General features: G+C 55.8%; 25 protein-coding genes and 1 pseudogene. 16 read left to right on the top strand and 10 right to left on the bottom strand.

Translation table 11 applies throughout. From position 1 onward, the window contains the following. Positions 1-42 precede the first annotated feature (42 nt). Genes ACDI13_RS09635 through ACDI13_RS09625 form a run of 3 tightly spaced genes read left to right on the top strand, consistent with a single transcriptional unit; the run spans position 43 to position 3,069 of the window. Positions 43-1,503 carry an aldehyde dehydrogenase family protein gene (locus tag ACDI13_RS09635; protein ID WP_316990758.1) on the top strand — a complete coding sequence of 487 codons (1,461 nt, stop codon included), beginning with the start codon at positions 43-45 and terminating at the stop codon, positions 1,501-1,503. Positions 1,504-1,534: 31 nt separating this feature from the next. Beyond that, entirely contained in the window at positions 1,535-2,014 is a 480-nt protein-coding gene (locus ACDI13_RS09630) for a heme-binding protein (protein ID WP_094198108.1), read from the top strand. A gap of 20 nt (positions 2,015-2,034) precedes the next feature. Next, positions 2,035-3,069: a 2Fe-2S iron-sulfur cluster-binding protein gene (locus ACDI13_RS09625; protein WP_316990759.1), complete on the top strand. Its 1,035-nt coding sequence runs from the start codon at positions 2,035-2,037 to the stop codon at positions 3,067-3,069. Here the strand turns inward: ACDI13_RS09625 and ACDI13_RS09620 are convergent. Further along, positions 3,066-3,257: a hypothetical protein gene (locus ACDI13_RS09620; protein WP_316990760.1), complete on the bottom strand. Its 192-nt coding sequence runs from the start codon at positions 3,255-3,257 to the stop codon at positions 3,066-3,068. The two genes, ACDI13_RS09625 and ACDI13_RS09620, sit on opposite strands and share 4 nt — an antisense overlap. A 202-nt stretch (positions 3,258-3,459) precedes the next feature. Between ACDI13_RS09620 and ACDI13_RS09615 the strand changes: the two genes are divergently transcribed. The 8 genes from ACDI13_RS09615 (at position 3,460) to ACDI13_RS09580 (ending at position 9,579) form a co-directional block, all read left to right on the top strand. Then, on the top strand, positions 3,460-3,768 hold the full coding sequence (locus tag ACDI13_RS09615; RefSeq protein ID WP_316990761.1) for a 2Fe-2S iron-sulfur cluster-binding protein: 309 nt from the start codon (positions 3,460-3,462) through the stop codon (positions 3,766-3,768). Then, positions 3,768-4,100, top strand: a complete 333-nt coding sequence (locus ACDI13_RS09610) for a ferredoxin (protein ID WP_316990762.1) — start codon at positions 3,768-3,770, stop codon at positions 4,098-4,100. The genes ACDI13_RS09615 and ACDI13_RS09610 overlap by 1 nt, the downstream gene beginning before the upstream one ends. Before the next feature lie 23 nt (positions 4,101-4,123). After that, entirely contained in the window at positions 4,124-4,402 is a 279-nt protein-coding gene (locus ACDI13_RS09605; RefSeq protein ID WP_222669144.1) for a 2Fe-2S iron-sulfur cluster-binding protein, read from the top strand. A gap of 8 nt (positions 4,403-4,410) precedes the next feature. Next, entirely contained in the window at positions 4,411-5,358 is a 948-nt protein-coding gene (locus ACDI13_RS09600) for an ornithine cyclodeaminase family protein (RefSeq protein ID WP_316990763.1), read from the top strand. A 39-nt stretch (positions 5,359-5,397) separates the two neighbouring features. Further along, positions 5,398-5,748 (top strand): DUF2294 domain-containing protein, encoded by a 351-nt coding sequence (locus ACDI13_RS09595; protein WP_316990764.1) that lies wholly within the window; start codon positions 5,398-5,400, stop codon positions 5,746-5,748. Positions 5,749-5,996: 248 nt separating this feature from the next. Then, positions 5,997-7,019: a Nif3-like dinuclear metal center hexameric protein gene (locus tag ACDI13_RS09590; RefSeq protein WP_316990765.1), complete on the top strand. Its 1,023-nt coding sequence runs from the start codon at positions 5,997-5,999 to the stop codon at positions 7,017-7,019. 26 nt (positions 7,020-7,045) lie between these two features. After that, positions 7,046-8,152 (top strand): hypothetical protein, encoded by a 1,107-nt coding sequence (locus ACDI13_RS09585; RefSeq protein ID WP_316990766.1) that lies wholly within the window; start codon positions 7,046-7,048, stop codon positions 8,150-8,152. Between the two features lie 326 nt (positions 8,153-8,478). Further along, positions 8,479-9,579: an MBL fold metallo-hydrolase gene (locus tag ACDI13_RS09580; protein ID WP_316990767.1), complete on the top strand. Its 1,101-nt coding sequence runs from the start codon at positions 8,479-8,481 to the stop codon at positions 9,577-9,579. On the opposite strand, the gene ACDI13_RS09575 is transcribed toward ACDI13_RS09580, so the two are convergent. Then, positions 9,576-10,448, bottom strand: a complete 873-nt coding sequence (locus tag ACDI13_RS09575) for a tyrosine-protein phosphatase (protein ID WP_372372413.1) — start codon at positions 10,446-10,448, stop codon at positions 9,576-9,578. The two genes, ACDI13_RS09580 and ACDI13_RS09575, sit on opposite strands and share 4 nt — an antisense overlap. A 353-nt stretch (positions 10,449-10,801) precedes the next feature. On the opposite strand from ACDI13_RS09575, the gene ACDI13_RS09570 reads away from it, so the two are divergent. Beyond that, positions 10,802-11,995, top strand: a complete 1,194-nt coding sequence (locus ACDI13_RS09570) for an amino acid aminotransferase (RefSeq protein WP_316990769.1) — start codon at positions 10,802-10,804, stop codon at positions 11,993-11,995. Positions 11,996-12,334: 339 nt separating this feature from the next. Here the strand turns inward: ACDI13_RS09570 and ACDI13_RS09565 are convergent, their stop codons facing one another. Continuing rightward, positions 12,335-13,285: a LysR substrate-binding domain-containing protein gene (locus tag ACDI13_RS09565; RefSeq protein ID WP_316990770.1), complete on the bottom strand. Its 951-nt coding sequence runs from the start codon at positions 13,283-13,285 to the stop codon at positions 12,335-12,337. Positions 13,286-13,564: 279 nt separating this feature from the next. On the opposite strand from ACDI13_RS09565, the gene ACDI13_RS09560 reads away from it, so the two are divergent. Together ACDI13_RS09560 and ACDI13_RS09555 are read left to right on the top strand one after the other, a co-directional pair. Further along, positions 13,565-14,608: an aromatic ring-hydroxylating dioxygenase subunit alpha gene (locus tag ACDI13_RS09560; RefSeq protein WP_316990771.1), complete on the top strand. Its 1,044-nt coding sequence runs from the start codon at positions 13,565-13,567 to the stop codon at positions 14,606-14,608. A 5-nt stretch (positions 14,609-14,613) separates the two neighbouring features. After that, positions 14,614-15,816, top strand: coding sequence for an FAD-binding oxidoreductase (locus tag ACDI13_RS09555; protein WP_316990772.1), 1,203 nt, complete (start codon positions 14,614-14,616; stop codon positions 15,814-15,816). 187 nt (positions 15,817-16,003) lie between these two features. Here ACDI13_RS09555 and ACDI13_RS09550 read toward each other — a convergent pair whose 3' ends face one another. The 5 genes and pseudogenes from ACDI13_RS09550 to ACDI13_RS09530 form a co-directional block, all read right to left on the bottom strand. Further along, the gene (locus ACDI13_RS09550; RefSeq protein ID WP_372372412.1) at positions 16,004-16,177 is read right to left on the bottom strand and encodes a hypothetical protein; all 174 of its coding nucleotides are present in this window, start codon (positions 16,175-16,177) and stop codon (positions 16,004-16,006) included. Further along, positions 16,137-16,406: pseudogene (locus tag ACDI13_RS09545) on the bottom strand (LysR substrate-binding domain-containing protein); the annotation flags it as partial. The pseudogene ACDI13_RS09545 and the gene ACDI13_RS09550, both read right to left, overlap by 41 nt. A gap of 220 nt (positions 16,407-16,626) precedes the next feature. Next, on the bottom strand, positions 16,627-16,893 hold the full coding sequence (locus ACDI13_RS09540) for a helix-turn-helix domain-containing protein (RefSeq protein ID WP_372373111.1): 267 nt from the start codon (positions 16,891-16,893) through the stop codon (positions 16,627-16,629). A 337-nt stretch (positions 16,894-17,230) separates the two neighbouring features. Next, complete coding sequence (gene cml / locus ACDI13_RS09535; RefSeq protein ID WP_316990774.1) at positions 17,231-18,430, bottom strand: CmlA/FloR family chloramphenicol efflux MFS transporter; 1,200 nt, start codon at positions 18,428-18,430, stop codon at positions 17,231-17,233. A gap of 310 nt (positions 18,431-18,740) precedes the next feature. Next, positions 18,741-19,187, bottom strand: a complete 447-nt coding sequence (locus ACDI13_RS09530) for a helix-turn-helix domain-containing protein (RefSeq protein WP_316990775.1) — start codon at positions 19,185-19,187, stop codon at positions 18,741-18,743. Between the two features lie 80 nt (positions 19,188-19,267). Between ACDI13_RS09530 and ACDI13_RS09525 the strand changes: the two genes are divergently transcribed. Next, positions 19,268-19,759 (top strand): DUF2938 domain-containing protein, encoded by a 492-nt coding sequence (locus ACDI13_RS09525; protein ID WP_316990776.1) that lies wholly within the window; start codon positions 19,268-19,270, stop codon positions 19,757-19,759. 48 nt (positions 19,760-19,807) lie between these two features. On the opposite strand, the gene ACDI13_RS09520 is transcribed toward ACDI13_RS09525, so the two are convergent. Beyond that, positions 19,808-20,362: a GNAT family N-acetyltransferase gene (locus ACDI13_RS09520; RefSeq protein WP_316990777.1), complete on the bottom strand. Its 555-nt coding sequence runs from the start codon at positions 20,360-20,362 to the stop codon at positions 19,808-19,810. A 132-nt stretch (positions 20,363-20,494) separates the two neighbouring features. Between ACDI13_RS09520 and ACDI13_RS09515 the strand changes: the two genes are divergently transcribed. Continuing rightward, complete coding sequence (locus ACDI13_RS09515) at positions 20,495-21,358, top strand: helix-turn-helix domain-containing protein (RefSeq protein ID WP_316990778.1); 864 nt, start codon at positions 20,495-20,497, stop codon at positions 21,356-21,358. Positions 21,359-21,484: 126 nt separating this feature from the next. Here the strand turns inward: ACDI13_RS09515 and hutC are convergent, their stop codons facing one another. Beyond that, on the bottom strand, positions 21,485-22,204 hold the full coding sequence (gene hutC / locus ACDI13_RS09510) for a histidine utilization repressor (RefSeq protein WP_316990779.1): 720 nt from the start codon (positions 22,202-22,204) through the stop codon (positions 21,485-21,487). Positions 22,205-22,324 lie beyond the last annotated feature (120 nt).

Genomic DNA, 22,324 nt, shown 5'->3' with positions numbered 1-22,324 from the left:
CAGATGGGCTGCCCGCCGACCTAGATACAAGGAAGTACAGCGGTGGACAATCTCAAGGACGTCGTTTTCGACAATTACATTAATGGGCAATGGCAGCCCAGCCAGAGCGGGCGCACGACGCCTAATTTGAATCCGGCCGATCGGGATGATGTCGTGGGGGCGTTCCCGCTGTCCACGGAACACGATGCGCAGGCCGCGGTTGCGGCAGCGCAAGCTGCTTTTGCGGGATGGCGAGCAACGCCGATTTCCACCCGGGCCCGTGTGCTGACTGCAGCGGCAGCCTGGCTTGATGCCAATGTGGACCGTATCGCTCAGGGTCTGACGCGGGAAGAGGGCAAAACGCTGGCGCAAAGCAAGATGGAAGTCGGACGCTCGGCCCAGACCCTGCGTTTTTATGCGGTTGAAGGCCAGACCTATACCGGCGAGACCTTTCCGCAGGATGATGCGCAGCAACTGGTGTATACCCAGCGCGAGCCCTTGGGCGTGGTGTCCGTGATTGCGCCATGGAATTTTCCGATTTCCATTCCGGCACGCAAAATTGCGCCTGCCTTGATTACTGGCAATACCGTCGTGTTCAAACCTTCGTCGGATACACCGTTGACGGGTTATTACCTGTGCGAGGCCTTTGCTCAGGCAGGGATTCCGGCTGGTGTGCTGAATCTGGTGCATGGCCGGGCCAGGGAAGTCGGGCCCACGCTGGTGCAATCTCCTCAGGTACGCGCCATTTCGTTTACTGGCTCGACCCAGGCGGGTGAAGACATTTGCCGCCAAGCACGCATGAGTACTCGCACCCAGATGGAGCTGGGTGGCAAAAACCCCTTGATTGTCATGGAAGACGCCGACCTGGATCTGGCCGTCAAGCTGGTGGTTCAAGGTGGGTTTTCGCTAAGTGGTCAGGCCTGCACGGGCACCAGCCGTGTACTGGTGCATCGTCAGGTCAAAGAAGAGTTCACGCGGCGCTTGGTAGAGAAAGTTAGCGTCTTGACTGTGGGTAACGGCTTGAATGGCAACCCCGATCTGGGCCCCATTGCCACCGAAAGCCAGTTGGAAAGCATTCTGGACTATGTGGCCATCGGCAAGCAGGAAGCCACCCATTTGCTGGGCGGCGAACGCTTGACCGAAGGTGAATATGCACGTGGCTTGTTCATGCGGCCGGCTTTGTTTACAGACGTAACCCAGCAGATGCGTATTGCTCGCGAAGAAATTTTTGGTCCGGTGATTGCCTTGCTGGAAATCGACTCCTACGAGCAGGCACTGGCCATGGCCAATGACACCGAATACGGCTTGTCCGCCGCCATTGTGACGCGCAGTGCTGAATATGCGCATCGCTTCGCCAATGACATTGAGGCCGGCACGGTCAAGATCAATCGCACGACAACCGGCAATTTGATCAATGCTCCTTTTGGTGGACTGAAACAGTCCAGCACCTCCACCTTCCGTGAGTCGGGTCGGGCGGGCCTGGAGTTCTATACCCAGATCAAGACCGTGTATCGCGGTATCTGAATTTTATTAACTCGAAATACAGAGAAGACTTATGAAAAAAATCCTACGTCTCGAACAGCGCGAAGCGCGCTTGATGGTGGACGCGGCGATTGCCAAATCCAAAGAGATTGGCGTGCTGGAGACCGTTTGCGTGGTGGACGAAGGGGGCTACCCCATCGTGATGGAACGCATGGACGGGGCGCGTATTACTGGTGCACAAATTGCCTGGAACAAGGCGTTTACCGCCGCGGGTCACAAACGCTCTACCCATTTGTTCACGCAAGCGCCTAATGGCCCCGCACTGCCTGGTAACGAGGCCTTCGGGATTCAGTTGAGCTTTGAGGGACGCTTTGCGGCCTTTGTGGGCGGCTATCCCATTGTGGTCAATGGTGAAGTCATTGGTGGCATCGGTCTGAGTGGCGGTAACGGCGAGCAGGACACGGCAGCCGGTGTGGCCGGCTTGCAGGCGCTGGCCGAGGCCTTGAAGGCAGAGGGTCTGGACGTGCTGGTTCAGGCGGACATCAAGAAATAGTGGCATCAGGAGGACGGGTCATGGCCCATCGTGTCGACATCAAGGAAACCGGCGAGCAGTTCTGGGTAGAACCGCAAGAGACTATCTTGCAGGCCGCCCAGCGCCAAGGCGTGCGCATCTATAGCGACTGTGAGTTTGGCGGTTGCGGTACCTGCCGCATTCAGGTCACTCGCGGGAAGGTTTGTTATGAGGATGACTGCCTGCCCATGAGTATTGCCGATGAAGAACATGAGCAGGGTCATGCCGCCGCCTGCCAGGCTCGACTGGATGCGGATATTGAAATCAGTCTGGCCGCTCATCGTGATGAGCTGCCAGACACGGAGCAAGTCAAGGCGCAGGTACATAGCGTGGAGCGGGCGTGCCAAGGAATCTGGCGCTTGACCTTGCAGTTGCCCCAGGACGTGCAAGTGCAGTTTCGTCCTGGTCAGTATCTGAACATCTTGTTCGAGGACGGGCGTGCGCGCAGTTTTTCCATGGCCAATGCTGATGCCGCACAGGGTCGTATTGAACTGCATGTGCGAGAAGTGGAAGGCGGCCGTTTTACCCAAGTGTGTTTGCCCGGCCTGAAGGCCGGAGACGAGTTGCTGCTGGAGATGCCCTTGGGTGTGTTCTATTGGCGCGAACGCGATTGGCGGCCCATGGTTATGGTGGCAACCGGCACGGGTATCGCACCGATCAAGGCGATTTTGGAATCCTTGTTGGATAAGGATGACTGCCCGCCCGTGAGCCTGTACTGGGGCATGAACCGACCCGAGGATTTGTATCTGGCTCAGGAAATCGAATCTTGGGCAGACCGCTTGTGCGAATTCCGTTTCGTGCCCGTGCTCTCGCATGCTGACGAGAGCTGGCAAGGCGCTCGGGGCTATGTGCAACAACAGGTCTGCCAGGATGAGCCTGACCTGTCCGAGCATGCCATTTACTTGTGTGGCTCGCCCGTGATGATTGAGCAGGCGCGTGGCTTGTTCAAGGAGCACGGTGCCAATGAGCAGTTCATGTATGCCGATGCCTTCAACTTTCAGTCCGATACCAGCCCGGCAGAGCCTTCTCTTGCTTAGGCCTGGTGCGCAAGCGGATCTTGGGCTGCTTCGGGTTCGCGCTTTTTTCGGCTGCCAAACAGTTCAGTGAGCGAGGGCAGATTGATGAGTGGAATACGACGGCGCAGATGCTTGCGCTGAGCCAGATGAGGCAGCAACTGCTCGCCGACGGGACGCTGCAGATAGCGAAGTTCGACGGGGGTTTTCATGATGATCTCGTTAAGGAATTTGAATTGAATTAAGTATACCGCAATAGGGGTTTCTACTCAAATTGACGGAGATTTGTGTCTAAAAACAAGAAAAACTGTTGCTTGAAGGTTGCGGTTTTTATCTTGGTATACCGTTCTTGGTTTTTTCAGGCGGTCAGGGCTCGCAATCCGGTCGCATCATTGGCAGCAAGCAGGAGGCCTTATGCCAACCATTACTTTTCATAAAAACGGCCAGACTCATGTGGGCGAGGTACAGGAGAACACCAATTTGGTGGTCCGGGCAGGGATCAAGCAGTTTCCTTTTCCTTATCTGACCTATGGCTGTGGCATGGGCAAGTGCGCCAAATGTGCGTGTCGTGTGCTGGAGGGGGCCGAGCATCTGCCTGCCGCCAACTGGAAAGAGAAAAAGCAGTTGGGCGAGCGTCTGGATCAGGGCTGGCGGCTGGCGTGTCAGTTGTGGATTACGCAGGACATCGTTCTGGAGCAGGCAGAAATACAGGAGGTGCAGTGATGTATGTGGTGCTAACGAGCAAGCCAGGGGAATACCGAACGGAGCCGGGCGTGGGCGTGGAAATAGTGGCGGCGTATGAATACCATTTTCAGGGTCGTTTCAAAGCGGTGTTTGCCATTGCGCGTATTCAGGAAGGGTCGCGGGTTCGCATTGTGGAAGAGACGCCCAATGGAACCGTCAATGACATTCCTACCCGGCAAATGGAAAAGTTTGCGACAGCCGAGCAGGCTTATGAAGAGCTGGCCGGATTGACGCAGTTTGGCAGCATACAGGCCGAGTTGCGTCAGTGTGAGGTCGCCGGTCACAAGGCCGGGGCCCAGGCCCCGGTATAGCAGCAATCCTGAGGTAGCAGAATATGGTTCAGATTACATTTGCATCGAACAATGATTTGGTTGTGTCCGCCGCTGAAAACAGCAATTTGCTGCGGGTATCGATTCGGGAGCGGGGTGGCATTCCGTTCAAGTGCGGGGGCGGTATCTGCGGGACGTGTAAATGCCGCATTACCGAAGGCTTGGACAATACGGATGAGGTCAAAGCCAAAGAGCATAAACACTTGTCTGAGCAGGATCTGGCAGAGGGGTTTCGCATGGCCTGCCAGACGTTTGTACGTGGTGATGTCACGGTGACCTGGTAGGGACTGACATGCTGCATTTAACCGATAGCCAATTACACATGTTGCTGGATGCACCTGCAGTACAGGAGGTGCTGGAGCAGGCTTTTATCGAGTTTGGGCAGGGGCAGGCGGCGCAACAACGTCGTGTGCGCACGCAGGTGGGCGATACGCGCTTGTCGACCTTGGGGGCGGTCATTCCAGGTCAGCAAGTGGCTGGCGCCAAGATTTATACGACCGTGCATGGCAAGTTCAACTTTGTGATTGTGTTGTTCGATGCGCGTAGTGGGCAAACCTTGGCAACGCTGGATGCTGGTGCGATCACGCAGTGGCGTACTGCGGCGTGCTCGGTGTTGGCTGCACAGCGGGGGGCAGATCCTCAATCTCACACCTTGGGCGTGCTGGGGCTCGGGGCTCAGGGCACTGCGCATGTCCAGCAGTTTTGCCAGGCGTTTGATTTGCGCCGTGTGCTGGTCTGGAGCCCGAATGTTGATCAGGAGCGTTGCCGCAAGCTGGAGCTGGACTGTGGCGTACCGGTGCTGGCTATGCGTCCCGAAGAGATCGCGGTTCAGGCCGATATTCTGGTGACGGCCAGTCGCAGCCGTGAACCCTTGTTTGATGGGCGTACGCTCAAACCAGGCTGCTTTGTGGCGGCTGTTGGTTCCAGCCTGCCCACTGCGCGGGAGCTGGATGATGTTTGCTTGCAACGGGCAGGCAAGATCATTGTGGAGTGGGGGGAGCAGACGCTCTTGGAGGCGGGGGACTTGATTCAGGCCGCAGCGGATTGCAGCATTCAGGGCAAGGTGTGTGAGCTAAGCGATTGGTTGCAATTGGACCGTGGACAAGGCTACGACGCACAGGGAATTTGCGTGTATAAATCAGTGGGTGTGGCGATTGAAGATATTGCCGTTGCTGGTTTGGCGTATCGCCGTTATCAGCATGGCAAGATGGGGCAGGAGGCGGTCGCTGAACACGGGTAAACGACAATAATTCAAATAGGTTGGGGGTAGGCAATGGTGATGGCAGGCTTTTCTTCCATGGGCGAATTCAAGCAGGCGCTGACCCGGGACTACAACCGCATCAACAGCCGTATTTTTGCGTCAGGTGTGGTGACACTGAAGATTGATGTGCTCGATGACAGGATCAGCATGTTGGCGGTTCATAAACGCCAGCCTGCCTTGCAAACGTTGAGCCGTGAGAACGCACATATTGCCGATCTGGCCGATCTGTACCTGATCAAGGCTTTCAAAAAGGAGATGAAGCAGGTTTTGGTGGAGGAGTATGGCCTGGATGTGGTGGCCATATTCAAGGACTACGACGCGACAGCGCAGTTGTCTTCCACCATGGTGTTGTTGCAAAAAGGAGTGTGAATGCAGTGGCGCCGGTGCAAACCGCTGCCCTGAGTTCCGAATCGATAAAAAGAAGCTGACTGGTAGACAGTCTTGTTGTCCTTCCGTCCAGAGTGGATTGCCTGATGTGCAATTTGCCCTGGAGCCAAGCCCAGGCCCTGACCGGCCTGCTTGGGGAAGTTGCCGACAGGAAGTGCTTGCATACCGCCGGCCTCGGACTCTGGGATTTCCCAGGGCCCGAGGCCGGCTTTTTATTTGGAGACAAAATCATGGCCTATGTAGCCGATTTGCTGGATGCGTTGAACGTCATTACGGGGGGACGCATGGTGTCCTGTATGGATGAGGTCAAGTGTGGCCATCATCCTTTCGTGATCTGGAAGTCCTCTGGGATTTACGGTAAGGAAGTGCTGGAAATTCCAGGGCTGATTCATGGAGATCCCAACAAGGAAGTGCGCAAGGTGGCCGTGTGTATGACCATGTCCGAACTGAGTATTGAGTTGGCTGGCGCGACCGGGGTGGATGCCATTGTGGCACACCACCCCATTGCCGATGCCGCCAGTTGTGGGGGCGTGACCCTGAAGGACTATCTGGATCTGTATGGGGTGGCGGCGCTGGAGTGTCATGAGGCATTTCATGGCTTGCATCCGGGCATTGCGTATCTGCATGGCCACAAAGTGGCTAAAAGTGATATTGCCTATGGAGGTATTCATGGCAATGTAATGTTCGTGGGCGAGCCCTTGCAAGGCGTAAACACCTTGGGCGATATGCTCGATAGGCTGGATGGTTTCATGGGGTTGGATCTGGAGGATCAGGTCTTGCAGGCCGAGCGCCGCATCAAGGACAACGAGAATATTCTGGAGACCAGTACCTTGACGCGCGGTGCGATTCGACTGGGCGAACGTAGCAGCCCAGTCAGCCGTATTTTGCATATCTTTCCGCATACGGGATTCAGTCCTGAGCATCTGCACCAGGCAGTGGCTGAAAACCCTGGTGTGGATACGGTACTGGCGTCGATTAGCCGAGTCTACGACGGCCATGCCTTGATTGAATGCGCCCGTGAACTGGGACTGAATTTTCTGGTGGGTAACAGCCATGTACTGGAAATTCTGGAGAACGGACTGCCACTGGCCTATGCCTTGAGCGCCTTGCTCGATGGTGTCGAGGTGGTGATGTTCCGTGATCGGGTGACGTCTACGCCGGTGCATCAAGTGGGGGGTGTCCGCTTGCGTGAATACGCCCAGCATTTCTCGACAGCTCATCTCATGGGCAAGAACGTGCTGAGCTTTCAGTAAATCCAGCTTCCTGAACGGAGACAGACATGGATAACAAAACAATAGAAATCGATAAGGTTGTGCATTCACCCCCTGCGGGCCGCCGTCCTTTGGAACGTATCGAGGTGGTGGGCCTGAGCTTGCTGGCTGCGGCCATGCTGACGCTGTTTTTCTTTCCCGCGACCTTGTCCGGTGCCTTTGATACCGTGCTGAACAAGGTCAAGCCCGTTGTCGTGGATGTGTTTTTGACCGGGCAGGTCGGGGTTGCAGTCATTATTAGCGTCATTATTGGGCGGCTGCTGGAGCGTCTGGGCTTTACCGATGCCATGATGCGGGTTTTCATGCCGGCGATGCGGGCTATCGGGATCAATCCCGCCGTGATCATTCCCAGCGTGTACAACATTTTTGGCGATATCAATGCGGCTGGCCGGATCTCGGGGCCCTTGCTGCGCCAGGCAGGGGCGACCAAAGACGAGCAGAAAATTGCGGTCGCCACGATGGTGCAGTCTCAGCAATCTTTCTCAACGTTCATGCTGGGCATGATGGCATTGACCTTTGCTGGGGTGAATGTCTTTGCCGTGGTGCTGATTGCGGTCTTTGGGCCCTTGTTACTGTCACCCCTGCTGTTGTCACGGCTGGTTTATCGTAACGTCCGCTCAGTGGATTTGCTGGCTGCGCCTCGTTTCACGCCGGATATTGATTTTGCCCCCATGCTGTTCAAAGCGGCCCGTGAAGGGGTGGAATTGTTGCTGCTGATCCTGATTCCGGCTGTGGCCCTGGTGTTCTGTGTCATTGGCTTGCTTGAACATATCGGCATTTGGGCTCCGATCAGCGATGTCCTTGAACGGGGTTTGCTGGCGTTGAACATTCATCCCGAAACGGGCGTGTTGGCCATCCTGGTCAGCCCGACACTGGCAATGGGTAAATTGCAGGCTATTGCCTCGACACTGGACCCTTCCCTGGTCGTGGGGGCGTTCGTTCTGGCCTCGTCCGGCCTGCCCTTGTCGGCGGTATTTGGACAGATCCCGGTGGTCTGGGCCGAATGTTCAGACCTGAATGAAAAAGAAGTCATGCTGGCTGCGGCCTTGGGGATTGTCATGCGTTTGGTGATGGCCGTGATTCTGGCCGTATTTCTGACACCTCTCATTATTTAAGTTCCTGTTTGTAGTCCCCCTTTTCAGGAGCGTCGATCTGGCGCTCTTTTTTTCGGCCCGGCACTGCCATCGAACTGCCATAAAACTGTAACTGGGCTGAAAGAACACTTGTTTAACCTGATCCTGTCGTCGTTTTTTTAAGGCAGGGCACCTCGGTGGCTCTGGTTCTTTAAGTTGATGCCTTTCTCTGTCCGGCAGCGTGCGCTGCGGCCCATTGAGCTTGTTGATACTTTGCTTTTGTGTCCGGTGTTGCACCGTGCGGCAAAGCAGAGTGCCGGGTGTGTTTTGGCGATGTATTGGCCACAATGCCTTGTAGGGGACGGAGTATGAACCAGACACGAGTGACGGTGTTAAGCGGCTACGGAGGCAAAGCCCCAGCCGCCATTCTCGTGCAGGCATGTGGTTTGCGATTGCTGCTGGATGCGGGCGGGCCCTTGTACCCTGGTCAAGTGTGCGATTGGTATGAGGGGCTGGAGGTGGATGCCATTTTGGTGACGCACGATCACCAGGATCATATGGGCTCCTTATCCAAACTGCCCGAGCATATTCCTGTTTACGCTACGGCCTCGACCGCGCGCAGTCTGCCTGCAGGCCGGATATGGCGTGAACTGCCGACACGCGGTACGACTTATATTGGTGATATTGCCGTTCGTACTGGTTTGTCCGGCCATGCCCTGGGTGGTGTCTGGCTGCACCTGGATGTGGGTGGCGGTCTGTTTTATAGCGGGGACTTTTCCTGCGAATCCTTGCTGTTTCCCTTTGATTTGCCGCCGCCTGCCGATTTGGCGTTACTGGATGCGTCTTACGGTCTGTATGATCAGTCTCATCACGTCGCCTGGAGCATTCTGGAGTCCTTGCTGGAGTCTCACCCTGCCTTGTTGCCGGTACCGCCTTCAGGCCGGGCGATCGAGATTGCCTTGTGGCGTCAGCAACAAGGTTTTGAGGACTGGAGCATGGACGCGTCCTGCTACGAAAACCTGACTCGCATGATCAGCCAAAGCAGTGACTTGTTGCTGCCGGGCGTGCAGCAATCCTTGCGTGAACTGATGCCACGTGCCGCCACGTTTGATGCACAAGCACACCTGCTTTTGGCGGGGGAACCGGACGGTTGTCAGGGCAAGGCGGGAGAGTTGATTCGTGAGCAGCAGGCGCGGGCCTCAGATCCCAATACCGAGCCTGGTGACCGCTTGTTGATTCATACCGGCTATGTGGCCCCGCATGCTCCGCGCGGCACGCACACCTTGTGCTGGAATGTACACCCGCGTTTGACGGATTTGCGCTGGCTGGTGGATATGGTGCAGCCACGTTATTGCATGCCTTTGTTTACGCAAATGCATGATCTGCCCACTTGGCGCAATGTGATAGGGCCAGCCTTGAGCCTGGACGGTCACTGGGAGTTGCCAGCGACCTCCGTAGGCGTGGTTTAGGCGGTGTAGCGTTCCAGCAAGGCCTCGCGTCGGGCGGGGCTGAGCTTCAAGGCGTGCTGGAAGAAATTCTCCAGGTTGCTGTGTGTCTTATCAATGGTCTTGAAGGCGGTTTCCAGAAACTCGGGCTGCACACCCCAGAGAATATCCAGTACTTCGTCGCTGATGCCACGGTTGTCGGGCAGATTGGGGCGGCGGAAGAATTGATTGGTGAGCAGATAGTCGTGCATCACATCATCAGGATGTACGCCCGCGGCGCGGTGCAGCAAGGCGACGGCAAAGCCGGTGCGATCTTTCCCCGCCGTGCAGTGCATGACGACAGGGGTATCGGTTTCCAGCAACTGGTCAAAGACCCGTCCAAACGTAGCGGCATGTCCAGTCACGAATTCCGTGTAGGTCTTGTTCATGGTGCCGTAGGCAGCTTTGACGTCCACTTCGCCCTTGGCAAGCATGTCCAGAAAATCAGGCAATACGGTGGGTTCGACGGTCAGCGCATGACTGGTCAGAAAGCTGTACTGGTAGGGAGAGCGTTTGCGTTCGTGTGCTCCACGGAAGTCCAGTGAGCAGGCAATGCCCAGTTCCTGCAGAGTGTCCAGATCCTGGCGGCTTAAATCCGCTAAATGGTCCGAGCGGTAGACGCGGCCTGTACGAAAGAACCCGGAGCCTGTGGCATAGCCGCCAATATCACGGAAGTTGCTGGCCCCTTCTAAAGGGCAGGATACGGGACTGGGCAGCGGCGATACGGACACGGCGGACTCCTGATGAAACGGTGAAAGTCCCATGTTAACGGTCTTGAGCGGGATCTGCATATGACAATGCGGTGTCAGGTGGGCAACGCTGGCGGAGCAAAAGCAGAATGAATGAAAGTGCATGGTTCTGTATCGCCAGAAAGCCATGTATATTCGTTGCTGGCAAGGCCCAGGCAGACAAGCTGGTACACCGTGTTTACGTTCTTGAACCTTCGGTTTGCGGGAGGTGTGAACAGGCTGCATGGTGACGCGGGGGTTTGACTGCCTGCACCGACTAGACAAGAACAGGTGTCGCGCCAAGCCATGGGGGGACAAGTCTGATGACGCATTCATGCATCGCTCGCGTGCTCATGTGCTGCAAAAAGATCCCCAAGATATTGGCTAAATGTAGGCCCAAGGTATAAGGTCAATGCTTATGTGAATAGACCGTCGACCAGACCGGACGGCCCACAACCGTAATTTTTCAAGGAACAAGCATGTTTGAGCATTTGCAGGCCTATGGTGGTGATCCGATTTTTCGTTTGAACGAGGCATTTCACGCCGATCCGCGCGATCGCAAGGTCAACCTGACCATTGGTTTGTATTACGACGAGCAAGGCCGTCTGCCTTTGCTGGATGTGGCTCGCCGCGCCGAAGAACAATGGGCGGCCAAGGGCCAGCCCCGTGGCTATCTGCCTATTGAAGGTTTGGCTTCGTACCGCAGCGCCGTGCAAAAACTGGTTTTTGGTGCCGACAGCAAAGTGCTGCAAGAAGGTCGTGTGGCGACCATTCAGACTCTGGGTGGTTCGGGTGCCTTGAAAGTGGGTGGCGATTTCCTGCACGAAGCCTACCCCAATAGCGAAATGTGGATCAGCGATCCAGCCTGGGATAATCACCACTCCATTTTCCGTGGATCGGGCATTCCTACCCACACTTACCGTTACTACGATCCAGCCACGCGTGGTCTGGATTTCACTGGCCTGATGGAAGACATCTCCGTCCTGCCCGAGCACAGCATTGTCTTGCTGCACCCTTGCTGCCATAACCCCACCGGAGCGGATCTGAGCGACGAGCAGTGGCTGCAACTGATTCCTGTGCTGCAACAGCGCAAGCTGATTCCTTTCCTGGACATGGCTTACCAGGGTTTTGGTCGTAGCCTGGATGAAGACGCTTTCGCCGTGCGTGCCATGGTCGATGCAGGCCTGACTTTCTTGCTGGCCAACTCTTTCTCCAAGAACTTTTCTTACTACTCCGAGCGTTGTGGTGGTTTGTCAGTGGTGTGCAAGAGCGCGGACGAAGCTGATCGCGTCCTGGGCCAGCTTAAAGCCGTGGTGCGTCGCATCTACTCCAACCCGCCTTCGCACGGTGGACAGGCTATTGCCTCCGTCTTGTCCGATGAGTCCTTGCTGGCTGAGTGGACCGCAGACGTGGAAACCATGCGTCAGCGTATCGCCGCCATGCGCAAGCGCGTACGCGATCGCCTGAAAGAACTGGCTCCTCAGTACGACAGCAGCTACTTCGTCAAACAGCAAGGCATGTTCTGCTACACCGGCCTGACCAAAGAGCAGATCCAGAAACTGCGTGACGATTTCGGCGTGTATGTTCTGGAGTCGGGCCGCATCAGCGTGCCGGGTCTGAACCAGTCCAACGTGGATTACTTCGCGGAGTCGCTGGCTGCCGTAGTGGCCTAAGGCGCTGAGGTCTTTTCAGCGGGATTAAAAAGCGTGTTGATGGCCCCCTTTGGGGGGGTCAACACGCTTTTTTTGATGCTGAGAATGTATCTGCAGGTGCGTTGATCGGGTGGCAGAAGCCGCTTGTACGTACTTGTCTGATTTATGCGTTCGACTTGCTTTGGCCACTTGGCTGGAGGCTTGAGCCTGACCTAAAAAGCGCAATGGTGTAGAGCTAAACCATTGAATAGCCTTGCGCTTACGTAGCCGAAGCACTCAATGGTTTATGAGTGCTTAGCCATGGCCAGGCAAACAGGTCAATCGGCAGGCTGACCGTATTTCGCTGTGCTGCGACATTGCTCAGACTAATGCTTGCAGCAACAGCGCCTGATTAATCTGCTCCTGCTGTCGCGCCCGATTCAATAAGTAGCGATGAAAATCCTGGCTATGAGGCGACTCAAACGCACCTGCCCGTCGGGTCAGCACATAAGGCCAGGGCAGGGGTAAGGAATGGGAGAAGGGCAGGATCAACTGCCCGCTGCGTACTTCTTTTTCTATCATCGAGCATTGCGCCAATACAAAACCCTGACCGGCCACGGCGGACTCCAGCGCCATATGCGACAGGGAAAAAACCCGGAAGCGGTCCAGGGGGGTATCACCTATGTCTATAGCCAAAGATTCAAACCAATCGCGCCAGGATGGCGGCGAGGTAAAGCGCGGCTGCCAGTCCGAGGACAGCAAGGGATAGCTCAATAGATCGCGGGGATGCCGCAAGGCGGCTTGTCCTTGCAGTAGGGCCGGGCTGCAAGCGGGTACGACACGGTCGGTATAAAGCTCGGTAAAGCTGCGGGGGCGGGCGGCGGCCTGACCGTAGGTAATTCGAAAATCGATTTGCTCGGCCTCCAGGTCGGGTTCGGCGTGGCTGCCTTTCAGGTGCAGTGTCAGCTCCGGGTCGTACTGCTCCTGCCAGTGAAACGCCAGCGGAGCCATCCAGGTTTTAAGCAGGGACGGCAAAGCACTGATTGAAAGCAGGCTGGTGTTGCGCGACCGCTCCATTTCTTGCTGGCCGTCGCGCAACAGCTCAAACGCCTGGGTACAGATTTCATGAAAGCGCACCCCCGCCGCTGTCAGCCGCAAGCGTTTGCCTTCTTTGTACGTCAAGCTACAGCCCAGCGTGTCCTCCAGCAGGCGCAATTGCTGGCTGATGGCACCGGGCGTAATTTTCAGGCGACGGGCCGCTTCTTGCAGGCTTTGGCTATGGCCCAGCGTCTCAAAGACTTGCAGCGCGCGTAAAGGAGGCAAGGTATCCATGATGCTCAGACCCCGTCCAGAAAAGTAATTGAACTTTAGAAATTCTAAACGATATGGATGGTAGGCTGAATTTGATTGCGATTATGATGAACAAGAACTTAAGCGCAAGTCTCGCCGCAGTTGGCGAGCTCAAGCGGGGCCAGATTGATATGGTGCTCTAGGCGTTCCCGCACAGTGGCGCAGAAGCCCTGGCCATCGGGCCGGAGCGCTTCAAAGACAAGAGAGCATGAATAGGCTCGTTCAGCCGTCATGCACCGCATTCAGAGTTGGGGGTAAATCATGTTTGTACGCAATGCCTGGTATGTAGGCGCATTGGCTACGCAGCTCGGTCGCAGCCTGCAGCCCGTGCGTATGCTTAGCGAAAACCTGGTGCTGTATCGTCGTGAAGACGGCCAGCCAGTCGCCCTGGAAGATTCCTGTCCGCACCGTCGACTGCCTTTGTCCAAAGGCCGTTTAATTGGCGATCAGGTGGAGTGTGGCTACCACGGCCTGACGTTTGATTGCAGCGGCTCCTGTACTAAGGCACCCGGTGTGGCGCAAATCCCTAAAAGCGCGGTGGTGCGCAGCTACCCCTGTACGGAGCGTTTTGGCCTGGTCTGGGTCTGGATGGGTGATCCTGAATTGGCAGATTCGTCCAAACTGATCGACATTCCCGAGTGGGACAATCCCGAATGGGGTGTGAACCGTGGTGATGCCATGGAGTTGGACTGCAATTACCTGTACGTCACTGACAATTTGCTGGACCCCTCGCACGTGTCCTGGGTACACCAAAGCTCGTTTGGCAGCCCCGACATCATCGGCCTGCCTTTGGCCGTCAAGGTTGAGGACAATGGCGTGACGGTCTCGCGCTGGTCAAAAAATGTGGAAGTTGCGCCGTTTTACAAGCAGTTTGTGAAATTTGAAGGCAATTGCGACCGAAAACAGCAATACGAAGTGCGCTTCCCGTCGCTGGCCGTGATCAAGGCCATCTTTCTGCCCGCCGGTGCGGCGACTGAGGAGCCTAGCGAGTACCACCAGGACGTTTTCCTGATGGATTCCTATAACTTCTTGACGCCTATCGACGAGGAACACACCCGCTACTTCTGGTTCCAGCTGCGCAATTTCAGCCCGGATGACGAGGCCATCTCCAAGATTTTCAACGAAGACGTGCGCCACGCTTTCCTGGAAGACAAAGTGGTTCTGGAGGAAGTGCACAAAGCCCTGAAAGAGCGTCCTGCCGCTTTGGACTTGCCCTTGGATTCCGGCCCCTTGCGCTTCCGTCGCAAGATCAGCCAGATGATCCTGGCCGAGCAAGCCGTCGCCAGCGAGACCGCAACGGCTTGAGTGTGATGAATACGACTGCATCATCTGCGTCTACGGAGACTACGGCCAACCGCCGTTTCCGGGATTATCGCGTCCTGGACAAGCAGCACGAAAGCGACGTGATTACTTCGTTTGTACTGCAGCCGGTGGACGGTGTTGTGCCGCCTTATCAGCCGGGTCAGTATCTGGTGTTCCGTCTGGAGATTGACGGGCAAACCGTGCTGCGTAATTACAGTGTATCGGGGGACCCCGATTGCACGGATCGTCTGCGTATTTCTGTCAAACACGAGAAGGCCCCGGCAGGCTTGAGCGTGGCCGATGGTTTGGCCTCCTCCTATCTGCACCAACAGGTGCAGCCGGGCGATGTGCTGAGTGCGGCTGGGCCGATGGGCGAGTTTGTGCTGGACGAGAGCAGCCAACGGCCTGTGGTGCTGCTTAGCGGCGGCGTGGGCCAGACTCCTTTGCTGGCCATGCTGCATCGTTTGCTTAAACGCAGTCAGCGTAAAGTGTATGTAATCCATGCCTGTGATAACAGCGCGGTGCATGCCTTTGCCGATGAGATGCGCGAGCTGGTGGCACAACGCGACGGCGTGCAGCTTTATTTCTGCTATCGCAACCCGACTGAAAATGATGAACAAGCCGGTTTGCATCATGTGGCCGGACTGATTACACGTGAGCAGTTGCAGCGTTGGCTACCGCTGGATGATTACGAGTTTTACCTGTGTGGGCCCAGTGCCTTCATGCAGAGCAATTACGGTGTGCTGCGTAGTCTGGGGGTGGAGCAAGAGCGGATTCACTACGAGTTTTTTGGCCCGGCCACGGTGCTGGAAAACACCCTGGACGGTGATGTTGCGGCCAGCGTTGTTCAGCCAGAGCCGTCAGGGGCAGGGCCTGACGTGCTTGGCAGTGCGATTGCAAGTGTGTCAGAGCTGGAGTCGCCCGCCGTCGTGGATGAAACCGCCACGGATGCCACGCAGACCGTGACGTTCTTGCCCGACGGTCGTCAGGCTCAATGGCATGAGGATTGTCCTTCCTTGCTGGATCTGGCTGAAGAAACGGGCTTGAGTCCGGACTTCAATTGCCGTGCGGGCCTGTGCAATACCTGCATGTGCACTCTGGTATCGGGCGAGGTCGATTATTTTGAAGAGCCTCTGGACCCTGTGCCAGAGGGCAAAGTGTTGTTGTGCTGTTCCCGTCCCCGTGGCCCGGTGGCTGTGGAAGTGCCTTAAGCGTTTTTCACTTGCTTGTTGAGGTTTGCCCCGTCCTGTTGGGACGGGGTTTTTTTTCAAAAAAAATCATATGCTTCCTGGTTGGAAGTCAGGCGGATTTTCGATGTCTGGAGCTGGGGGCGTGATATCGGGACTGTTGAAGTGGTGGTGCTACATAGGCTGGATGGGGAAGCGATCACGCACTGTTTTATTTTCCCTTCTGCGCTGAGATAGCAGTCATTATTACCACCACCACTACTACTACAGCAGCAGCAGCAGCAGCAGCAGCAGCAGCAGCAGCAGCAGCAGCAGCAGCAGCAGGAAGAAGCCTGGCTACCTTGCTATAGCTGTGCCTGTTCAATGATCCAATCACTAAAGGCACGGACCTCTGCTCTTTGCGTTGTACCGGGCAAGGTCACCAAGTAGTAGGCAAAGTGGGCTGGCCAGGGCTTGTCCAGTACTTGCACCAAGCGGCCTGCGGCGATTTCATCTTGTGCATACTCCTGCGGTATCAAGGCCAGTCCCAGGCCCGCAATCGCACCGCGAATCAGTAAGTAATCATCCTCGAAAGCCGTGCCTCTGTCGGCGCGCGCATCGGCCTTTACCCCGTGGGTAGAACAGCCGGCAACCGATGGTATTCAGATCCGGGATTTGCAACCGTACGACCGGGTCGATTGGGAACGGCTGTATCGGCAGTACGCCGAGTTCTACAAAGAACCCATGAATGAAGAGATCCTGCTCGTACCTGGTCCTGCTTGCTGGATGCGCAGCATCCTTTGCTGGGCAAATACAGCAAGCTTACTGGGTGGCCGGCTGTATGGATTGCGCGGTTTAGAAGTCATATTTGCCCTTGGCTGGAGCGATGCTGGCCGTATTCGATACATTCTTCCTGGAGACACGCTGTACCTTGTTGGCATTGTTGAAGCTCCGCAGAGCGCCGGACTGCTCTGTGAGCAGATCCAGCAAGGTAAGTTCGGGCTCAATGGCATGGAGGTAGCGCAGGATCTGAGACATCGTTCGGCTTTCATTGCCTTGCTCAAGCAGGGCGGCCGTGGACCGAGAAGTACCAGCACGAGCAGCTACATCGCTTTGAGTCATTCCATGGGCGATGCGCAGTTGCTGGAGCTTCTGACCAATGGCGCTGGCTTCCTGCAAGCGTTTAGGGGGGGGGCGTTGTGCCTCATCGTATTTCATCGTTGGCCTTTTCTGCCATGTTCGCCATGGACAAATCTGTGAAACATGTAGCGTCAAAGACTTCTGATTTATTGACCGTAATATCCGTCTTTATTGTTTATCAAGATGGGTATTACGGGTTTTTAGGATTGGGGCTGCCTTGTGCAATCTGTAATTTGCTTATTGGGTTATTTACGAACGGTCGTAATAATAGCCCCCAGGAAAAGGGAAAGCTTATCGACAGCTTTCCCTCTTTTTGCCTCTAATCCCCGCGCTTGTTCTTTGCCTCCAGCAACATCAAGGCAAGCAAAACAACACTGCTCATTGCCAGCCCAAACACCACCAGCGGCCATGCTGTATCCCCATCAAGCAAGGTTACGGCCAAGGTGCCGATCACGCTAACGATCAGGCTTTCCACGCAAAAGTAGATGGCAACGGCGGAACCGGCCACGTCGTTGAACTGGGCCAGGGCGCCATTGGCGGTGACGGATACCGTCATCACAATGCCGATGGCGGCTACCCACATGGGCAGGATAAAGCTGGTAAAGGAGGGTTTCAGCAAGAGCTGTCCTGTTGCCAGCAACAGGGCGGCAAGGGCAATCAAGCCCATGCCGCGTTTCAGGCTCCCGGCTATTCCCCAACGAGCCACAACGTTTTTGGACAGGCGAGTAGTGACGATCATGACCAGGGCAACACTGGCAAAGGCCAGGCTGAAGTTCATTTCTGAATAGCCCGCTTGTCCGATCAAGACTCGTGCTGCGGTCGAGAAGTAGACAAAAAATGTCCCCATCCCGGTGGAGAAGCCCAGGGTGTAGACCCAAAAGGCTGGGCTTTTGAGTACGGCCAGCGCAGATTGCTGTGGATGCAGCGGTTTGGCAGGCCGCGTTTCCGGCCATCTGAGCAGCGCATGAATCCAGGCCAGTAGCCCTGTGCCAGCCAAACTCAGGAAGATGGCTTGCCATCCTCCCACGCTGGCAATTAGAGCACCTGCAATGGGTCCCAATGCGGGAACAAAAGCCAGAATGGAGCTGAACAGGCTATAAATCACCACCCCTTCGGGGCGATCGGCATAGACATCGCGCACGGTGGCAAACAAGGCCACAAGGGTGGCCGAAGCCCCCAGTGCCTGCAGCACCCGGAAACCCACGAACGTCCAGGCGGAGCTGGACAAGGCGGCTCCGGTTGAAGCCAGCACAAACAGGGCGGCACCTGTTAGCAAAACAGGCCGTCGGCCTATGCGATCAGACAGGGGGCCAAAAATCAGTTGCCCTGCACCCAATAACAGCATGTACAGGCTAAGGGTCAACTGGATGATGTCAGGGCTGGTGTCCAGAAGCTCCGGCATGGCCGGTACGACGGGCAGGTAAATATCCATCCCCAGGGAGGCGAGGATGTCGAAGGGCGTCATCAGCAGCAGGGCGGCTGGCAACGTAAAAGCCCAGGAAGAGCGTGAGGAAGACATAACAAAATTACCACTCGAAAAAGAAATCGGGCGGCGTCTGTTTGTTATCAATCAGCGGGATTGGAAGTACAGAACGCCGCAACAAGACCAGAGCTTGTTGCGGCTTATTCAGTTGCTGACTTAGTGCTCGTCATGCAGACGGCTCCTCATTCAAATAGCTTGCAGGGGCATTGCTGGCGAAATGCGGTACTTGTGTAGGTAGGCGCAATCCCCAAGAGGGTACATGGCCTTGCTGAGACAAGCGTTCATTATAGGGGGAGGTTTCTATGATTTTGAAGCATCAGCCCAGTAGGGTTGTGGCTTTTCTGCCCTACACCGTTTTGGCACGACGCGACACTACTACTTCGCTGCAGCCGCTGGTTTTGTTCTTTTTTACACGGATGGCGGCGGCTTTCAGCAGGCGCTGGAATGTCGGGCATTGCGTATGATTGGCAGCGGGGCAATGGGCTGCGTGCCGTAAGCCTTCGCTCATGGCTGTTAGACGTTTGATGGTGGCATCCAGTTGATCGGCCTTGGACAGCAGCAATTGTCTGTCCACCTGCGGAGCCCCATCGGGAGGCAGCATGGCCCGTATCTCTTCCAGCGACAAACCGCCCGCTTGCCCCAAGGCAATCAAGGCCAATTGATCCAGCACGTGCGGCGTAAAACGACGTCGCTCACCAGGGGCGCTGACGGCACGGATCAGGCCTTCTTTTTCGTAATAGCGCACAGTGGAGGAGGGCAAGCCGGTTTGTTTGGCGACTTCTGAGATATCCATCGTATACCTATTGACTTGAAGTTGACTTCAACTTCTATGATCGCTCAGAACGATAGGTGTATCAATGCAAAGGAGTGCCAATGTTATCGATCAATGAATGGGGGCAAGTGATTCTGATTGGAGTCGGAGCCACTATGTTTATGGATATCTGGGGCCTGATTCAAAAGACGATGGGTGTTGCCACGTTAGATTACGCCATGGTGGGCCGTTGGGCTGGGCATTTGCTGCGTGGTCAACTCGCGCACAGTCATATCGGCAAAGCTGAGCCGATTGCGGGAGAGTCTGCCTGGGGCTGGTTCATTCACTACGCCGTGGGCATTGTTTTCGCCTTTTTGATGGTGGCGGTCTACGGCACCGCGTGGTTGCAGGATCCCCGCTGGCTGCCTGCTGTCATTGTGGGTACGGTCACGGTCGTGATGCCCTTTTTTGTGATGCAGCCCGCCATGGGAGCGGGGGTGGCGGCATCGCGTACCCCTACGCCTTGGGTCAACCGTTTGCGCAGCGTGCTGACACACGCAATTTTTGGTCTGGGCATGTACCTTGCCGCTTGGCTGATCAAGCACGTGGTCTGAGTCACCGTTATGCCCAGTACCACGGCGTGCGTGGATTACGACAGGCGTTTAAGCCGGTTGTTTGGGCAAGGCCAGCCATTGCTGGGCTGTAATACGGCTGATGTGTTCAGTCCGATAGTCCTGCAGAAACGGGTTGTACTTGTTTTCCTCGGTGTGATGATGGCGAAAGCCACACTTGGTTTGCACAATCTGCGATTGGGCATTGTTGGCAAAGTAGCCGCACCACAGGGCCTTCAGCTTCAGTGTTTCAAAAGCGTGTCGCATCACTTCGCGCACGGCCTCAGGGATCAAGCCCTGACCCCAGTAGGGGACGCCAATCCAGTACGCAATTTCGCCTTCTTCTTCACTGATCTGGATGTTGCTGTTCTTGCCGATCAGGATGCCAATGCAACCGACGGCCCGGCCATTGTCCTTGTGTACGACGGCATACACTTCGGGCATATTGAAAACGGTGCGGATAATTTCAGTACTTTCCTCAACACTGGTATGAGCAGGCCAGCCGGCAATCGGGCCAACTCGTTCGTCTTGGGCGTATTCGTACAAATCCTCGGCGTCGCTGTCCTGCCAGGGTCGTAAAATAAGTCTTTCTGTTTGAAGTTTCATTTTCTTTACTCGCAATCAAGTAGAAAACAGAATAGAAGCTGGTGGGTTTAGGGAACAGAGCAGTACCTTGGTACTTTCGGTACTTTTAGAAAGTCTTGTCTGTTGTCAGCCAGTAAAGGACAGCCCATCCCCATGCATCACATTCCACAGTTATTCAACGCCAACGACGGTTGCTTGACGGGCGAGACAACGCTGTCCGAAGGCGTGGGGATGCCTTTGTCTTTTGGTCATGCCTATATGACCTTGATGATTTGCCTGTCAGGCCGTGCCCGGGTCAGCCTGAATTTCAAGGACCAGATTGTGCAGCGTGATGATGTGCTGGTGCTGGCTGAAGACACCATCGCCATACTGAAACGGCGTTCGCGCGGCTTCAAGGTGTTTTTTCTGTTGATGCCCAAGAGCCTGGCTTCAGAAGTGGCTTATCCGCTGCCCAATCCCTTGTTTGTGTTCCTGCACGACAATCCCTTGTGTATGCCCCCGCAGAGGGATCGGGCATTGCTGGCTGCATGGCTGGTGCAACTGCGCGAGATTGTGCAGACCCGCAGGCTGTATCAACACATCATGCTGCGTAACCAGTTGCAGAATCTCTTTCTGCGTATTGCCGAGCAGATTCCGTCCGAATACCAGGACAGTCAGCCGTTCAGCCGCAAGGAAATGATCAGTTGGCGGTTTTGGGAGCTGGTAGGCCAGCAATGTCGAAAGCACAGAGAGGTGAAGTTTTATGCGGATGCGCTCAATATCACGCCGTTTTACCTATCTCAACTGAGCAAAGAGCTCTTCAACGACAGCCCCAAGGCCTTGATCGACAGGCAAGTGGTTCTGGAGATCAAGGCGCTGCTTTCCTACAGCCAACTGGCGATCGGGCAGATTGCCGATCAGTTGAATTTTGAGGATCCGTCCTATCTGTGCCGCTATTTCAAGCGCCACACAGGGCTATCTTTGACCTGCTATCGCCAGCATGAGCAGGCCCGTTCCAGCGTGGTGGCAATAGGCTGATAGAGGGACGGTGGGGGTTGCAAGCGATCAGAAAATGGCGATGTGGTATGGCTCAGGAAGGCGAAAAACCTGTCCGCCTGATCAATGCGTTTGGGACTCAAACTCCAGGCGGAGCAGGTTTACAGCTTACATCTTGCCGGTGAATTTATAGCGATCGCCGGGATGCCATAGCCTGGCGTGAGTCGTGAACTGCTCGCTGGAAAAAGTGCGGCGGTCCATCACCAAACAGGGCTGCTGCTCCTTCATGTGCAGGGCCTGTGCGATTCCGGCGGGCGGCACCAGTACCTCGATGCTGTAAAAGCCGGTCGGCAAGGGAGCAACGCGCAGCAGATACTCATTGGGCGTGATCTGGTCCCAGTCTTGCTCCATGTAATCCGGGGCCATGTGTGCATCCACCAGACGATCCTCGTACTGGATGGGCAAGCCGTTCTCCGCATGAACAATAATGGAATGAAACAACGTCGCACCCGGCGCAATATCATACAGCCGCGCTTGAGCCGGGCTGGCTTGCAGCCGCTCCATGCTCAGCACCTGACAACTGTGCTGGTGGCCGCGCTCCCGTATATCCTGCGCGATGCTGCGTATCTCGATCAGGGTGGACTGGAATTTGGGCTGCGCCACATAAGTGCCCGAGCCTTTGATGCGGACCAGCAACGCGTCGTTGGTCAGTTCGCGCAGAGCGCGGTTGACTGTCATGCGTGATACACCAAACTGCTTACATAAAGCCAGTTCGGTGGGGACCAGGTCACCTGCACGCCATTGGCCGGACTGAATTTTCTCCAGCACAAAATTCTTGATTTGCAGATAGGCGGGCAGGGTCGGTTCGGACGATGAATGACTCGTCATGGGAACATCCATTCTTATGTTTTCCTGTAGGACGTGTTCACACTCAAAAGAGCCTCGCACAGACCAGATTTAAGATCGTGAACGGGGCAATGAATGATGCTTGTCATGTTCACGCTCATG

This window comes from Alcaligenes faecalis (assembly GCF_041521385.1).
GTDB lineage: Bacteria > Pseudomonadota > Gammaproteobacteria > Burkholderiales > Burkholderiaceae_B > Alcaligenes > Alcaligenes faecalis_E.
Note: the sequence above shows the minus strand (reverse complement) of the source record. Positions and strands in the feature narration are given on the sequence as shown.